Genomic DNA, 18,660 nt, shown 5'->3' with positions numbered 1-18,660 from the left:
CGGGTTTTCGAGCTGAACCTGAACGGGCAACTGGAGCGCGAACTGGACGAGGCGGGCCGGGCCGTCTGGCAGGCCGCCTACGACGAGGCAGGCCGCCTGCAGTCCGTGGCGGCGGGCGAGGGGAGCCTCGTGCTGACCTACCCGGCCTCGTTGAACCTCGAAGAGCGCCCCTGGCGCGTCGAGTTCCCGGGCCATGAGTGGACGATGCAGTACGACGCGCGCCGCCGCCTGACGCAGGCGCAGGCCCGGAACGGAACGAGCCTGGTCTCCACTGTGACGTATGTGTATGACGCCGGCGACCGCCTGACGCGCGCGACGAACAGCGCGGGGTGGTCGATGGCCGTGGCGCGCGACGCGGAAGGGCGCGCCGTGGCGCTGACCAATTCGGCGGGCGGTGCGTGGACGCTGGCCTGGGACGGCTGGCGCCGGCTGGTGCAGCGGGCCGGCCCCGGCGGCCGCACCGTGCAGTGGACATGGGATGGCCTCGACCGGCCGGCCCAGCGCGTGGACGAGGCCGGGACCACGTGGACGTACGAATACGACGCACAGGGGGCCGCTTCCGCGCGCCGGGACGGGCGCGGGAATTGGACGCGCCTGCGGTACGACTCGGACCTGGCGCTCACGCAGCAGGTCTTCATGGCCGCCCAGGCGACGAACCAGGTGGTCCTCGATTACCGCTGGGAGCGCGACGGGGCCGGCCGCGTGCGGCGCTGGACGGGCGACGGTCTCGCCGTGGCCGTGCAGCGGGATGCGCGAGGGCGGGGCACCAACGAGCAGTGGACATGGAGCGGTGGCACCGGCGCGGTGGCCCGGACCTTCGACGCGGCGGGCGCCGTTCAGCGCCTGCAGTACGCCTCGGGATTCGCGTGCGAGTACGCCTATGACGGCCAGACCCGCGTCTCCTCCATCCTGATGCCCGGCCTGGGCCAGGTCGTGTTCAACGAGTACGAGTGGTCGCTGCCGGCCCGGTCCGGGGCCTACCTCGAGGGCGGCCTGCTCGACGCGAACCGCCTGTTCGATTCGGAAGGCCGCGCGCCGTGGGAGCAGCCCTGGATGCAGGCCTACCGCGAAGCCCTGTCCTCGGGGCCCGGGCCGCGCGCGCCGTCGGATCGTGTCGTGGAGAGCCCGTGGGGCCTCCCGGCCGCGTGGGACGGCCCGAGGCCGATCCGGATATCGCTGCCGGGCGGCACGGTCCTGGAACGCGAGTACGAGTGGCTTGGCCGTCCGACGGCGCTGGTCGCCAAGGATGCCGTGAGTCACGAGCTGATGCGGCACGAACTGGCCTACGACGCGATGGGCCGGTTGACGCGCCGCGACACCGAGCACGGCAGCTACCACTTCCAATATGACGCCATGGGCCGCCTGACCTACCAGTCGGGCCCGACGGGTGATCCCGAGACGTACACGTACGATGCCAACGGCAATCGCCGGACCGCGTCCGGCATGGCCGAGTTGTGGATCAGCGGCGCGCGCAACGAGCTGACGGCCTACGGCGGCTGGACCCTGCAGTACGACGCCAACGGCAACCTGACCAACCGGGCGGACGCGGGTTCGTCCGAGCGGTTCGAGTACGATGCCGCGGGCCGCCTGGTGCGCGTGACCGATGGCGCGGGCCAGGAGAAGGCGGCGTTCGGCTACGACGGCGAAGGGCGCCGGCTCTGGAAACGCAGCGGCGGCGTCCGCCGCTGGTACATCCATGACGGAGGCCGGCTGCTCGGCGAGTACGCCGATGACGGGACGGCGTTGGCGGAATACGGGTACGCGGAGGCCGGCGAAGGCGGGCAGGGCGAAACGCCGCTGTTCCTGCGTGTCGGCGGCAGCCTGTACTGGGTGGCGGCGGATGAGCAGGGCACGCCCTGGAAGCTGTTGGACCAGAGCGGCGGCGAGGTCTGGTCGGCGCGCTACGACGCGTTCGGGCAGGCCACCCTGGAAGCCGCCGGAATCCCGCTGTCGTTCGGCTTCCGCGGCTGGCTCTGGGATCCGGAGATCGGCCTCGCGTACGACGGCAGCCGTTTCTACTCGCCCGCGATGGGCCGCTACATCATGCGGTCGTCCGATCCGCTGACGCTGAACGGCTACCTGGCCGATGAGGTCCCCTGGCCGATCGATATCCTGGCGGGCACCACCGAGCCGTGGCCGTTCGAGCGTGTTCTACCGGCGCGCCTGCCCTGGTTCGCAACCCCTGCCGGCGATGCGGACCGGTTCGAGCCATGGACGCTGGGTCAAATCGGCCGTTACCTGCCCGACCCGTGGGCGTCGGTCGGCGGCCGGTCGGAGCGCGAAGTCTGGATTGGCAAGGCCCAGGGAACCTGCCGGGACGGCGAGGCCGGCGGTGCGACCTGCGCCGAGGTCGTGCTGGAAATCCCGCAGGAACTGACGCTCGAGCGGCAGGCCTTCGAGGCGCGGATGAGCATCCGCAACGGCTTGCCGAAGACCGCCATCGAGAACGTGTCCATCGAGCTGATCTTCCGCAACGCCAGCAACGAGTTGGTGCGCGCCTCCTCGAACCCGAACGACACCGAGGCGTTCTTCTTCATCCGCCTGGACAAGCTGGAAAACATCTCCAACATCGCCGGCGCGGGCCGGGTCGAGGGCGGCAAGACGGCGACCATCCGGTGGATGCTGATCCCCGCCTACGGCGCGGGCGGCGAGGATCCGCGGGGTACGCTGTACTACGCCGGCGCGACGCTGCGCTACCGGCTGGCCGGCGACGACTACGAGCGCGACGTCAAGCCCGACCACATCTACGTCGAGCCCATGCCCATGCTGACGCTCGACTACTTCCTGCCCGGCGACGTGTACGGAGACGACCCGTTCTCGCCGGAGGTGGAGAAGCCGGTCCCGTTCCACCTGGGCGTGCGGGCGCGCAACGACGGCCCCGGCCGGGCGCGCAAGTTGTCCATCCAGTCCGCCCAGCCGCAGATCGTGGACAACGAGCAGGGGCTGCCGGTCACCTTCGCGATCACGGGCAGCGAGGTCAACGGGATCCAGCGGGCGAAGAGCCTGCAGGCGAACTTCGGCGATATCCAGCCCGGCCAGGCCGGCATCGCGTCCTGGATCATGGAGGCGACGCTGTGCGGCCAGTTCGTCGAGTTCACGGCGGACTTCTCGCACAGCGACGTGCTGGGCGGCAAGATGACCTCGTTGCTGCGGGAGGTCAACACGCACCGGCTGATTCACACCGTCCTCCTGGATTCCCCGGGCAGCGACGACCTCCCGGACTTCCTGGCAAAGGACCTCGACGCCTACCGCGTGTATGGATCGCAGATCGCGCTGTCGAATTACTACACGGACGTCACCAACGTGTCCGACGAGGCGACGCTGGAGCTGTTGAGCAACCTCGACGACGATGTCTGGCGGCTGCGGCTGACGACCCCCTCCGTGCCGGCCCCGCTGTACGCCGCGATGGAGTTTGTCTGGTCCACGACCAACGACGCCCAGTTGCGGTTGCAGGACATGGAGATCGAGTCGGTCGAACGGTGGGAAGGCAAGCGGCTCAACCCGAGGAACTTCTGGATCGACAAGTTCCGCGACAACTGGCGCGAGCCGTGGCGTTATTTCGTCAACGTGTTCGATTCAAATCTCGGCGGCGAGTATCTGGTCACGATGCGGCTCAAGCCGCAGGCGGAGAACCAGCCCCCGGCGCTTGCGTACATCGGCAACCAGGTCACGCGCGCGGGCGAGTTCCTCGGCATCGGCCTGCGGGCGACGGACCCGAACCGCGACCCGCTCACCCTGTCGGCGACGAACATGCCGGAGGGGGCCATCCTGACGGAGCCCGTCTACACGGGCGGCGTCTGGCGCTCGGCCTTCCACTGGCAGACGGGTACCAACGACTGGGGCGTGCGCTACGTGACTTTCACGGTCAGCGACGGCGCGACCCAGGTCTCCGAGCGCGTCACGATCTTTGTCGGCCGCACCAACGACACCCTGACGGGCGATGGCATCCCGCTGTCCCTCGTCGGATACGGCAAGCCTCCGGCCGCGCCGAAGAACCTGCGCTTCGACTCCGGGCCGACGAACCTGGTCGTACGCTGGGAGCACTCGGCGGACCTGTTCCACGACCTGGCGGGTTACACGCTCTATTGGGGCGCCACCAACGAGCTGGCGGTGGGTGTCGTCACGCAGTGCCTGATCGAGGGCCTCGCGCCGGCGACGGGCTACGAGATCCTGCTCACCGCGAGGGATACCGAGGCGTACGAGAGCGGCGGGATCTACGGCACCGGCTACACCTGGCTGCCCAATCCCACCAACGTCGAGGCCATCGCCTATCACGGCGAAGCGGATCTGTTCTGGAAGGCCGTCGCGCCTACCTCGGGCCTGAAGCACTACGCGATTTATGTCGAGAGCCAGCCGTTCACAACGGTCACGGGCATGACCGCGCGCCAGACCGCGACCCGGACCAACCTGACGGTCATGAGCCTGCCTAACGCCGCGACCAGCTACCTGGCCGTCGTGTCGGTCAACATCAACGACGGCTGGAACCCGGACGTCACCCCGCTGCCGGTCAAGCCGATGCCGGACCAGATCGCGCCGTCGTTCACGCGCGTCCGCTTCGAGGGCGCCGCGATGACCAACGGCCTGGTGGTGAACCGGGTCGGCGCCATCCGGGTTGAGGCCTACGACCGCTCGGGCGTCGGCCCGATCGAACTGCGCCGCGACGGGACGCTGCTCGCGCGGGACACCAACGGGCTGGGCTGGGCGGAATACAACTGGGACGTCCGGGGGATCTCCGACGGCCCGTACCGGATCACCGCGCGCGCGGAGGACCTGGCCGGCAACGTCTCCGTCTATACGGCGGACGTCGTCGTGGCGCTGGCGCCGCCCGCGGCCGCCCCGACCTGGCTGGCGCCGGAAGACCGCTCGTTCACCAACGTCCTGTCGCTGACCGTGACCGGTAAGGGACCGGCCTTCAGCGAGGTCTACCTGAAACGGAACGGCGCCGCGTGGGCCGGGCCGCTGCCCCTGAACACCAACCTTGAATTCGGCCACACGGGCGCGCTGGAGGACGGCACCAACGAGTTCCTCGCGACCGCATGGAACCGGGCGGGCTTCGGGCCGACCTCAACGCCACTGACTATATATGTGGATAGGACCCTCCCGGCCGCGCCGGTGCAGGTCGTGGGCGACCGGCATGCGCAGGGTGTGGTGATGCTCGCCTGGAAGCATCCCGATCGCGCCACGGTGCGCGGCTTCAACATCTACCGGGCCACGGAGCCGTTCACGAACGTCAGCGAGGCCGTGCGGATCAACACCAACCTGGTGGTTTCCGCCTGGTGGAACGACCTGCCGGACGCGGACGACACGTACTACTACCGCATCACCCGGGTCAGCCTGGCCGGCAACGAGAGCGAACTGTCCGAGCAGGTCGCCGTGGTCTCCGACCGCGTGGCCCCGAAGGCGCGGCGCGTGGTCTTCACGCCGTCCGGTCCGAACGATCCCGCCACGCGGCGGATGGGCGTGGGCCGGGTCGACGTGTCCGTCGAGATCAGCGAGGAACTGGTGGCCGATCCGTTCGTCAGCCTGACGTTCGAGAACGCCTCGCCGATCCCGATCGCGCTCACCCCCGTCAGCAATCGGTTCTACCGCGGCCAGTTCGACATCCGGTCCTCCACGCCGTCCGGCGTGGGCTACGTGCTCTTCTCGGGGCGCGACCTCTCGGGCAACCAGGGCTCGGAGGTGGAGCAGGGGACGCGGGTCGTGATCGATACCGCCGGGCCGGAAGTTTCGGAAATTCTCCTGAATCCGCCGGAGCCGATCCGCAACAGTTCCACGAACCCCGTTCGGGTCGAGGCGGTCTTCGTGTTGAGCGACGTCGTGCCCGACGGCGCACAGCCGGCGATCTCGTACGGGTTGAGCCTGAAGGGCGCAGGGCGCTATGCGCTGGACACGCTGGCGCGCGTCGATCAGCAGCGCTGGGTCGGCACGTTCGTCCTGCCGGCGGCGGCGGGCACCCCGAAGGAGGACCTGTTCTTCGAATACCTGGCCTGGGACGACCTGGGCAACACGACGCGGGTCATCCGGGCGGAGAACGCCTACGAGGTGTACCAGGGCGACCTGCCCACGCTGCCGACTCCGTTCAGCCTCGCGGCAAAGTCGCAGCCGGGCGGGCAGATTGAGCTCTCCTGGCTGGCGGTGGACGGAGCGGCGGACTACCAGGTGTACCGGAAGGCGCCGGGCGAGCAGGTCTTTACCGCCCGCGTCCGGAGCGCGGGCGCGCTGACGCTGCGCGACACAACAGCCTTCGACGGCTCCTACGCCTACAAGGTGGCGAGCGTCCGGAAGGCCAACGGGCAGGAGTCCGTCGGAACGCCCAGCGAATCCGTCTCGGCCCTGGCCGACGCCACGCCGCCCCAGTCGCCGCGCAACCTGACGCTGGAACTGCTGGGCCGCGGCGTGAAGCTGGCCTGGATCGCGCCGCCGTTCACCGAGCCGGTCACGTACCGCGTCTACCGGACCGCGCAGGAGGCGACCAACGTCACGGGGCGGACCCCGCTGCTGAAGAACCTGGCGGACCTGTGGTGGATCGACGCCCGGCCGAGCCGGACGCAGATCTGGTACACGGTCACGGCCGCGGATGCGATCGGCAACGAGTCGGCGCCCGCCTTGGCGCAGTTCCTGAACGTCGTGCTGCTGCCGGTGGATTCGCTGTTGGTCACGCGGACGAACGACCTGGCGCCGATCGCCGCCTGGACGCACCCGTACGAGAGCGAGATCCGGGGCTACGACTTCTACATCGCGGCCGAGGGTGCGCGCGTGAAGCAGAACGTCGCCCCGCTGATGGAACGGCGCTTCCAGGACGCTTCGTACCGCGGCGGCCCGCGGGAGTACACCGTGCTGGCGGTGGACGAGTACGGCGAGCGCAGCCCCGAGCGGAGCATCCGGCTGCCCGAGGTGCAAGCGATCCTGGCGACCAACGCCGTCCTGGCCCGCGGCGTGATCAACCGCCTCGAGTACGCGCTGACCAACGCGGCCTCGGCCGCCGCCAGCAACCTCTACCTGCGCGTCAGCGCAGGGGGGATGACGAACGTCTCCGCCGTGTTCCACATGCCCGCCCGCTCAGTGACCAATGTCCACGTCGTGCTGGGTGGCAGCGCTTCGCTGGCCAACCCGGACCGCGTCCGGCATGCCGTCGAGATGCGGCCTGCCGACGGAGAGTTGGCGCAACTGGTCGGCTGGACCGACCGGAGTACGACCGTCCAGCGCGTGAGCGCGGGCGTGTTCGCGGAGTCGCTGACCCGCGGCAGCACGGGTACGGTGCGCTGGGTGTTCTACAACGACAGCGCCGTCGAGGTGGAGATCGTGACGGCGTCCGGCCAGAATCCGTCCCCGCACGTGCGCCTGCGCCTGCTGAACAGCGAGGAGAAGTCGCTGGCCCTGGTGCCGTTCCGCCAGGTGCTGGGCGAACTGCTCGTATCCCTCGTCAACGGCGAGGCCGTCGTCCGAATCCCGCCGGGCGGGACGTTCACTTCGGATCCCGTGGTCTTCGAGGTGCCGACCAACTCGCCGGAGACGGCCGTGCTGCGGCTGGAACTGGACCGCGTGTACTACCACCGCTCGCAGCCGGACGAAACCTGGGCGGAGGGCGGCTCGTTCAACCAGCAGGTCACGCTCGCGGACCTGCCCTACATCGGCGAGATCACGCACATCAGCCCGCGCGAGGCCATCGGCGAACTCGCGACGAACATCATGATCTACGGCCGGGCAGTGGACCGCCAGACCTCCGTGCCCGTGATCAACGTCCCGTTGAAGCTGACGATCTCCCAGAAGGGACTGGAGCGGACGTACGACGTGACGACCGACGAGGCCGGCGGATTCAGCTTTGCCTTCAAGCCGCTGCCGAAGGAGTCCGGCGTGTACGACGTCTGGGTCAACCACCCGCAGCAGTTGAGCAAGGCGGTGCAGGACCGGTTCACGATCATCCGGCTTATCCTGGACTTCAGCGGGTACAACGTCGTTCTGCCCCTGGGCGTGCCGCAGAGCTATCCCGTCCGGTTCACCACCAGCGAGGGCGGCGCGGTGACCAACCTGCGGCTGATGTACGAGGCGGCCGACCAGCCGGGCGGCGTCCTCCCGGAGGATCTCGTGGTCACCCGCGATCCGCCGCTGGGTTACGTGGGCTCCCGAGAGCGCGGGACGCTGAACTTCACGCTGCAGGGGCTGTCCCTGACCTCGTCGGTGATCACCCTGCGGCTGGAGAGCGACACGCCGGCCGGGCCTTTCGTCTGGGCGCGCCTGCCGGTGCAGTATTCCGTGCAGGAGGCCCAGCCGGCCCTGCAGTGGACGCCGTCGTATATCGAGACCGGCGCCAATCCCGGGACCTTGGACCCCGTGGAAGAAACCGTCGTGCTCAAGAACGTCGGGCTGGGCCTGATGCGGGAGGTGCGCCTCGACCTGCTGACCCAGGAGGGGACGGCCGCCCCGGCGTGGCTGAACCTTTCGTCCAGCGGCGCGGCGGCCGACCTGGCTCCGGGCGCGCAGCGCGAAGTGCTGATCCTGGCGCGTCCCGGCGCGGACGTGCCCGTGGGCAACTACACCTTCAAGCTGCGCGTGCGCAGTTCCAACCACGCCGAGCGGCTGATCCCGATTTACATCACGGTGACCGAGGCCGGCACGGGCGACGCGCTGTTCAAGCTGCTGGACATCTACACCGGCACGCTGGACGCCAACGGGCAGCCCATCCAGGGCGCCGCCGGCGTCACCGTTCGCGTTCAGCACGAGCAGGTGGGCGGCATCGACCGGACCCTGACGACGGACGCCAACGGCGAGGCTCTGTTCGAGGACCTGCCGGTTGGCAACTACCAGTACCGGATCAGCTCGCGCGACCACAAGATGGTCGCGGGCACGGTCTCGGTGCGGCCGGACTCCACGGTCACGAAGCAGGTCATGCTCGAAAATGAGCTCGTGACCTATGAGTTCTCCGTGCGAGAGACCACCATCAAGGACGTGTATGAAACCGTCGTGACGATGGTGTACCGCACCGAGGTGCCCGCCGCCGTCGTCATCGTCGAACCGCCGAAGATCACGCTGCCGGAAATGAAGGTCGGCGACGTGTACAACACGCAAGTCAAGTTGACCAACAAGGGCCTGATCCGCGCCGACGAGGTCAACTTCAAGGTGCCGGCGAACAGCCAGCGCTACACCTTCTATGTCCTGGACGCGGTGCCCGAGACGCTGCACCCGATGGAATCGGTGATCATTCCCGTCAAGGTCGTCTGCAAGGCGGAGCCGGACCTGCTGGGCTCGCTCCTGGACGGCAGCGGCGGGTTCGGGATGCTCTTCCCGTCGGGCCCCGAGGTCTGCGAGTACGCGACGATCGGGTTCAAGTATATCTGCGCGAGCGCGCAATCCCTGGCCGTGGAGATCACCATGGGGTTCTGCGGCAAGAGCACGCAGGAAGCGGCGATGGGCGGGCTGGCGGGCTCGTACGCCAGCGGCATGGGCGGCGGGACGTTCTCCGCCATGGACAGCGGCGGCTACCAGCAGACCGGCGTGGAGCAGATTGCCAGCCGGCCGGCGGACAAGTTCCTCGAAATCGGCTGCCTGTGCCGCTGCGACTCGGACGGCGACTGCCGGGCGGACGCCTGCTTCATGTTCGATTCGAACTTCAGCACGAACTGGTGGGATTGGTCGTTCAGTTCGCGCGAGTACCGCCAGCGCTCGATCCGCGACCTGTGCTCGTCCATGTCGCTGGGCACCGAGTTCACGCGGGACCGGCTGCTGCACATCGGCGGGGCCGAAAGCGAGCTGGAGGACTGCAGCACGAACAACCTTTATTACGTGGCGCACGGCTTTAACTACAACTCCGCGCGCAACGTGGACCGCGGCCTGACAGCCTACCAGCGGTTGTTCCGGTTCTGGGTCAACGACGATGACGACGCGCACGGGGAAGACATCCCGGGCGACGAGGACGCGGACGCGCGGGACGGCTACATCGACGGGATCAAGGACCTGACGGACTTCTTCCCCGTCTACCTGAATCTCTGGCCGGATCTCCAGTACTGCCGGTTCACGGACGATCCGCCCGCTGCGATCGCCGGCGATCCGGAGAAGGTCAAGGGCTACCTGGCGCAGCCCAAGTATGAGTACTGGCTGACACACGTCGGGAGCAACAAGCTCAAGGTGGCCTTTACAGACCTGGCTCCCGGGGAAGTCGGCAAGTACCTGACGGACCCGGCGACGGCCAAGCGACTGGCGGGCTTCACGGTGCATTCGGCGGGCGGGAATCCGCCGGTTACGTGGATCGAGTACAACTTCCCCGTGTCCAACATCCCGCCGCGGAGCCTGGCGGCGCCGAACGCGGGGTTGAAGATTCCCGAGTCCTGGCTCAAGCAGATCCGCCAGCAGCCGCTTTCCCAGGTTACGGATCCCCAGGGCGTGGGGCCGAAATACTGCGTCATCCTGGTGGAGGCCAAGGAGCCGACCGTCTCGCCGCTGGTGCTCGAATTGCGGCGGGCGGATATCGAGACGAACGCGCCGGTCCTGCAAATCGTGTCGGAGCGGTGGAACCCGTCCTCGACCAATCGTAGCCTCACCAACCTGGTCGCGGTCACCAATGCCTATGTCGGCCTGTACCAGCAAGTCGCCTCGCGACGCCAGTTGAACTTGAGCATCAGCAGCATCGAGGATATGTACGAGCGCAAGAACCTGACCCCGGTGGACAAGCAGGAGTGGCACGACGTCCTCGGTTCGCCGCCCAACTGGCCATACGACGAGACCAACGGCAAGCTGTTCCTGTTCGCGCACGGGTTCAACGTCAACGAGCAGAACAAGCGGGGCGCCTACGCGGAGGTGTTCAAGCGGCTGTTCTGGTCCGGCTTCCGGGGCCGGATGGTGGGCATCGGCTGGTACGGGCACGAGCTCTACAAGAGCGGCGGCGCGTGGGCCGTGCCGGCCTCGTTGGAACAGACGGTGAACTACCATCAGGACGTGATCAACGCGTTCAATGCCGCCTCCCGGCTGGCGGGCTTCATCAACGGGCGCGACGAGAATGACGTGACCATGGCCGCGCACAGCCTGGGCAACATGCTGCTCTCCAGCGCCATTCACGATCACCGCGCCCGGGTGACCCGCTACTTCCTCCTGGACGCCGCGGTGGCCTCGGAAACCTACGATCCGATGGCGCAGCAGATGGCCGAGATGGTCCATCCGGAGTGGAAGGAGTATCATCCGAAGCTCTGGGCCGCGGAATGGTACACGCTGTTCCCGCCGGGTGACGGTCGCCACGAACTTACGTGGCGCAACCGGCTGGGCGACGTCGCCCCGGTGGCCTACAATTTCTTCAGCATCGGCGAGGAGGTGCTGGAGGCCAGCCGGGCCAGTCGCTGGCCGAACTTCTCGACGATGATGGCGAACAACCTGGCGGACGCCATGCCCGGGAACGATCCGACAGGCAGCTTCGCCTGGTGGTGGCAGGAACTTCTGAAGGGACGCTGGACGGAGCGTTACGACGGCTTCGTGGGCAGTTCCTGCGGCGGCTGGGGGTTCAACAAGGACTGGCGGTCGTGGTACGTCCTGGACCTGGTGCCCCACAACTGGATGCGCATGCCGCCGGCCGACGCCAACGCGCTGCGCGTATCCCTGCTGCGCACCAATGCCTTCTTTGAAATGGGCCCGAGCCGGTTCCTGAACCTCGCGGACCTCTACCACCCGGCAAAGGGCAGCGCGTTTGCGGCCGCGAACCATGCCTTTCTGCTGGCCAAGTGGTCCCCGGCGCTGACCGGCCCCGCCGGCAGCCGGGAAGTGGCGCGATGGAAATACGATCCGGCCCGGAATATCCCGATGCAGGACTGGCTCAATGCCAAGCTCGGCGGCGTCTACGATCCGAACAACCCGGTCACCTCGCTTCGCTGGAAGCACGGGGACTTCAAGGATCGGCCGTATCAGGAAGTCAATGACCTGTTCGATCGGTGGGTTCAAATCGCCAAGCTGGACGCGAAGACCGGCCCGGGCACGGGCCGGGTGTCGATCGAGAACCTGTCGAACATCACGATGGACGGTTACGAAACCGCCGTTGCCGAGCAGGCCTATGTGCTCTTCCCGGGTACCAGCGCCGTGCTGCGGGTGGGGAGCGCGGCTACCTGGACGATCGTGCAGCAGCATCCCGGTGTCATGGCTTCGCTGGATGCCAACGGCCAACTGGTGATCGCGACGAATTCAGGCCTCGGGTACGTGGACGTGCGGGCGGCTGTGACGCCCTTCATCTACCGCCAGACGCGCATCATGATCGAGTGCTTCCCGGCGGGCGACTGGCTCATCGACGGGAAGCGCGCGGAGTTGCGTTGCACCCCGGGTTTCAAGGTGGACCTGTCCCTGACCAACTGGCCCGCCGGCCAGCCGCTGGACTTCTACGTCATCAAGGAGAAGGAGAAGTCATTCAAGGATAAGATCCGGCCGTGGAAGAGCATCAAGGTCCAGAAGGACCAGAACAACAAGCTGCCCTGCGCCAAGGAGATCAAGACCAACGGGACGCAGGTGGTGACCAACGACCTGGTGGACAAGGCGTTGCTGTTCGTGGACAAGGAGTCCGTCTACGGGCGCATCCTCGTGCGGGCCGTGGACCGCAACCATACCAACTGCTTCTACGAGGCCTGGATCAACATCCTGGACTGCAACGAGGCCTGCCCCGACTGCGAGGGTGCCAGCGGCCAGGTGAAGAACGGCAGCGTGGACGTGGAGTTCGACCTCGGACCCGCCCGGGCGGGCGAGTCGGCCGGCCAATTGTTCATCAATGCCGATGCGCTCTCGCGCAAGCTGACCACGCCCGACGGGTTGGAGTTCGCGGGCCTGGCTCCGGGCGTGACGATCGTGCGCGACGGCCTCGCCTTGCGGCAGATTCTCGCGCCCAGCACCGTGGTGGATGTCATCGCCACCAACGAGGCGGGGTATGAGCTGCGTTTCTACCGGCCCGGCGACGTCGGCGCGTTCGGGACCAACGGCGTGTACGTCATAGAGGAGGGCACTTCGCCGACCGCCGTCTGGCGCATCGAGGACCCGGACTACGACGGGTGCAGCATGAACCGGCTGCGACTGACGGAGACCACCGGGGCGGGCACCAATGTGTACGAGTACGTGGCCTGGCCCCAGGGCGGCTGCGTCCGCGTGGACTTCGAGGGCGCCGGCGAGGTCAAGACCAACTACGCCGCCGGCACCGTGACCCTTTCCGGCCAGCCGTGGACGCTGGACAACGCCCTTATCGGCACCGGTGACGAGGACCAGAAGAACGGCGCGGCCTCGGCCCGGTTGCGGGCGGGCGGCGCGATGAGCATGGACACGGACCGCACCAACGGGTGCGGAGAGGTCTCCTTCCAGTATGCCCTGCACGGCACCGGCGCGTACGAAGTCGTGGACTCGGCGTCGCTGCGGGTTGAATACAGCGTGGACGGCGGCCAGTCGTGGGCGCAGGCCGGCGAGACGGCCGCGGCCGTGTCGACCAATTGGACCCTGTTCCACGCCGGCGTCCAGCAGACGGGCGATGTACGGATTCGCGTGACCCGGGATTCGTCCGAAACGGATTATGCCCTGGTTGACTTCGAGGACGGGGAGAAGGCCGATTACGCGCCCACGAACATCATGCTCTCGGGCCAGGTCTGGGAACTGGACCAGGCGGTGGTCGGCCGGTACCTGCTGGATCGGAAGATCGGGGCCGCGGCGGGGCGCGTAGCGGACGGCGGTCGCATGACCCTGCAGCAGGACCTGGAGAAGGGGGCCGGCGGCTTGTCCTTCAAGTATGGCCTGTACGGCACCAACGCGTATGGCGGCGTGAAGAACGTGCGGGAATGGTGGTCGGTCGAGTACAGCGAGGACGGGGGCACCAACTGGCTGCCCGTTGAAGTCCGCGTGGATGAGGACATCAGCGGTTGGCACGAACTGCGCGCGAACGTGGCGGCGACCAACCCGGTACGCTTCCGCGTCAGCAACCAGGCGGGAGCTTCGGCCCAGCTCAACCTGGACGATCTGCAGATCCACGTGGATCGCAGCATCCTGAACGTGGACGACCTGGTCATCTCCGACTACGTGATGCCGACCCGCGTGGACCTGATTTCCAACGGGCGACTTGAGCGCAAGGTCCGGGAGGGCGACACGGAAATCCGGACGGTTATGGACGACCAGGGCAAGGTGCTGTCCAAGCGGCAGACGGGCTTTGATACCTTCTCGTGGGGCGAGGAAATTGTCCAGGTCATCCAGGATCCCGACGGCGCGGCGCTGACCTCGACCATCGTGTACGACGAGGACGCCAGCCTGGCACGCGGCTACGGTCAGCCGGCCATGGAGGTCTATCCCGACGGCAGCCTGGTCGAGTTCGAGTACGATGCGCTGGGGCGTCCTACGCGCGAGGAGACCTCCTGGCTGGACCAGGAAGGCGGCAAGGTCACCACGTATTCCTACGAACCCGTTTCCTCGGCCGATTCCGGGAGCGCCAAGGACGACAACCAGCCCCGCCGCGTCGTCGAGAGCATCAACGGCGTGGAAGTCGGCCGGACGTACTACGTCTATGCCGTCGCCGGGACCCAGCGCGTGGAGATCGTCGAGCGCGCGGCCTCGCAGGGGGCGGCGTACGGGGCGGCCGGCAATTTGAGGACCACGACCCTCCGGCATGAGGGCGGCACGCTCGACCGGAAACTGGTGAGCCAGCAGCAGCCCGACGGGCAGTTGGTGACGTACGGCTATGTTGTGGACGCCAACGGGATGGTCGCGATGCAGACCGTGACCCGGGGCACGGCGGCGAACCCGGCCGGGGTGCCGTACCGGACCACGCGGTCCGTGACCTACTACGACGCCAAGGGCCGGGTGGCCCGGGACGAGCAGCAGATTTACGACGGCCTGGACTACGTCACTACCTGGTGGAAGGACTACACACGGGACGCCAACGGGCGGGTGACCGCCACGTCGGCGTCCGACGGGTCCGTCACGGAGACCGCGTTCGGCTGTTGCGGAGTCGAGTCCGAAAGCGATGCCGAGGGCCGGCTGACCACATTCACCTACGACTCGCAGAAGCGGCTGGAGAGCATGACGGTCGTGACGGGCACCAACGGGGTGACCACGACCTACTCGTACGACGCCGAGAACCGGATGATGGCCGAGCGAGTCAGCGCCGGCGGTCTCTCGATGACGACCAGCAACGAGTACGACCAACTGGGGCGCGTGGTGCGGCTCGTGGACGCGGCCGGCCTGGAGCGGACCATGGCCTACTCCGAAGCCAACCGGACCATCACGCACACCGCGCCGGGCAACCGGGTGTCCGTGGAGACGCAGTACCGTGACGGGCAACTCAAGTCCGTGACTGGAAACGCCGTGGTGCCCCAGACCTATGAGTACGGGGTCCTGGCGGACGGGTCCCAGTACACGAAGGTCTACACCGGCCCCGCGGGGATCGCGTCCCCGGTGTGGGAGAAGACCGTTTCAGACATGCTGGGGCGCACCCTCCGCACGGAACGGCCGGGCTACGGCGGCGCGACGTTGACCATGACCTACGAGTACGATGCGATGGGCCGACTGGCCAAGATGACGTCCCCCCTGGGCATGGCCACCTTGTACGCGTATGATGAACTCGGCGAACGGCGCCTCAAGGCCCTGGACGTCAACGGGAACGGCCAGGTGGACCTGGCCGGGCCGGACCGGGTGGTATCCAACGCGACACGCTTTGTCCAACTGACCAACGATTGGTTCAGCGAGTCCCGGCAGTACCTGGTTCCGGAGCAAGGCAGCCCAGCGTCAGTCCTCGCCGGGGTCTCCCGTCAGCGTCTGACCGGGCTGGGCCAGTCCACGGCGAACGGCGTGTTGCGCGAGGAATCGGTCTCCGCCGACCTGCTGGGGCATGAGACCGTTTCGGCCGTCTACCTGCAGCGCGGGAGCGGAAGCCGCATCGAGCATCGGATCGTGCCGACTTCCACGCAGGTCATGACGCGGGTGACGGTCAACGGCCTGGTGACTTCGGAAACCGGCGCGTCCGGTTTGACCCTGCAGTTTGGCTACGATGCGTTAGGGCGTCCGGCCGCGGTGACCGATCCGCGGACCGGAACCCGGCGCGCCGTGTACGACGCGCTGGGCCGGACGATCGCCCTGTCCGATGCCGCCGGGCATACGAACGCCTTCTCGTATGACCCGGAGACCGGCCTGCGGATTTCCAGCACGGATCCGCTGGGCCAGGCCACCTACTTCGCGTACGACGGGCAGGGACGCCTGACCAACATCTGGGGCGCCGTCTCCCCCGTAGCCTACGAGTACGACGTATTCGGCCGCCGGGTCGCCATGCACACGTGGCGCGAGGTCGGCGGCGATCCCGATGTCACCCAGTGGATTTACGATCCGGCTTCCGGCCTGGTCACGCGGAAAGTCTACGCCGACGGCGAGGGGCCGACGTTCACGTACTACGCGGACGGCCGGCCGGCGACGCGCACGTGGGCTCGCGGAACCGTCAAGACCTACGCGTACGACGGGCTGGGCCAGTTGACGGGCGTGACTTATTCCGACGGCACACCGGGCATCAGCTACACGTACGACCGGATGGGCCGGCCGGTCACGGTGACCGATGGCTCGGGCACGCGGACCAACACATACGATTCCTCGTCTCTCCTGCTGACCGGTCAATCCATGCCGGGCTGGCCGGACCTCGCGATCTCGCACGATGCGTACGGCCGCCTCGCCGGCCTCGGTTGGGGCACGGCGTATGCCGTGACCTATGACTACGACGGGGTTGGGCGTTATGCCGGCGCGGCCTTCTCCGCGGCCTCCGTTACGGGAGGCGTCCGGTACGCCTACACCGCGCACTCCGACCTGCTGGCGGGATGGGATATCACTTCCGCCGGCACGGGGTCGCTCTCAACGGCTTGGAGCTATGATTCTCATCGCGACCTGGTAACCCGCGTGGACAACGAGGCCGGCGGGCGCCTGGTCTCGCGCTTCGACTACGCGCACGACCCGCTGGGGCGCCGCCGCCAGCGGCAGCAGAGCGGCGACGCCTTCGGAGCCGGCGACCTGTTCGACTTCGGATACAATCTCCGCGGCGAGTTGACCAGCGCCACGAACCAGGCCGGGCTGGCCTACCTGTATGACTACGACCTGGTCGGGAACCGCCGCACGGCCTCGGAGCCCGGGGAATGGGTCGAGTACGCGGCCAACGAACTGAACCAGTATACGTCCGTGTCCAACGGCGCGCCGGTCGAGCCGACGTACGACCTGGACGGCAACCTGTTGACCTACGGCGACTGGACCTTCACCTGGGACGCGGAAAACCGGATGGTCCTGGCTTCCGACGGCGCAAGCTTCGAGCGCAACGAATACGATTACTCCGACCGGCGGATCCGGAAGATCGGTATCGGCCGGACCAATACCTTCCTGTACAACGGGGGGAGCCTGATTGCCGAAGTCCGGCAGCAGGGCGCGTCGGCGCAGACGAACTACTACGTCTGGGGCCTGGACTTGAGCGGGACGCCGTTCGGCGCCGCCGGCGCCGGCGGACTGGCGGCCGTCGTCCGGGCCTCGGACGCGACGGCCTACTTCCCCGTGTACGATGCCAACGGCAATGTCTCCGAGTACGTCGGGCAGGACGGCAGCATCGCGGCCCATTACGAGTATGGCGTGTTTGGAAGCCTCATCCTGACCAACGGCCCGCTGGCTGGCGACTTCCCGCACCGGTTCAGCACCCGGTACCTGGACGATGAAACCGGCCTGTACAACTACGGGTACCGGTTCTACGACCCGGCAAACGGTCGTTGGCTCAACCGCGATCCGATCGAGGAAGACGGCGGCATCCACCTCTACGGCTTCGCGGGGAACGATCCCGTCAATGCCGTCGATGTCCTGGGACTCGCCGGATACTTCTTCGACGGAACGGGGAATCATAAGGATGAGAAACCCGCATCCTCCACCTTCGTGGCCGATCTGCACAACATGTACATCGGGCCCAAGTGGTATCACAACGGCGTGGGCACCGGTGACGGATGGCATAACGTGGCCGGTAACCTGAATGGCCGCGGCGCCAACAAGCGGTTGGAATGGATGCTGGAGAAATTTGAAGAGACGTTCGACGGGGGGCGGGGCGATCGAACCGTGGACGTTTTCGGCTTCAGCCGAGGGGCGGCCATGGCCCGCGAATTCGCCAACATGCTCCACGATTACTACCGGCTGTGCGTCAAGGTCCGGTTCATGGGCATCTTCGATACGGTCGCCCAGGTGGGCGCGCCCTCTGCCGGCCTCAATATCAACTGGGGTGTGCGCCTGGATATCCCGCCGAACGTGGAGTGGGTCGCCCATGCCGTGGCCCGGGACGAGTACCGCGGCCTGTTCCCGCTGACCTCGGTGGCGGACTTCTACTGGAGAACCAAGTGGCGGCACGAGGACGATTATTACATACTGAAAGGCGATAATTTCATAGAGATGCCTTTCGAAGGTGTGCACTCGGACATCGGCGGAGGTTACGAAACATCCAACCTGGAATCCCTGAAATGGATGGTAGAGCAGGCGCGCAGCAAGGGCGTTCCTTTGGATATGAGCAAGTATGGATATCGTTCAGACGGCAGCAAACGTCCTACGGATTGGAAGAGGTATAGCCATGACGAAAGGTATCCCGTCCTGGACGACCTTTGGCTAATCCAGCGGGGACACCGAACGACCTACTCCAGTAATTTGAAGGTCACCGATTCTACGCAGGTCAAGTAA

The 18,660-nt window shown here is 67.2% G+C and carries 1 protein-coding gene (running past one end of the window); it reads left to right on the top strand.

The features are described from left to right. Positions 1-18,660, top strand: partial view of a DUF2235 domain-containing protein gene (locus KA248_10895; GenBank protein MBP7830414.1) — the 3' portion only. The gene continues 9,618 nt to the left of window position 1, outside the view; 18,660 of the gene's 28,278 nt are visible here — the last part of the coding sequence; its start codon lies off the left edge, out of view; the stop codon is at positions 18,658-18,660.

This window comes from Kiritimatiellia bacterium (assembly GCA_018001225.1).
Taxonomy (GTDB): domain Bacteria; phylum Verrucomicrobiota; class Kiritimatiellia; order CAIQIC01; family JAGNIJ01; genus JAGNIJ01.
Note: the sequence above shows the minus strand (reverse complement) of the source record. Positions and strands in the feature narration are given on the sequence as shown.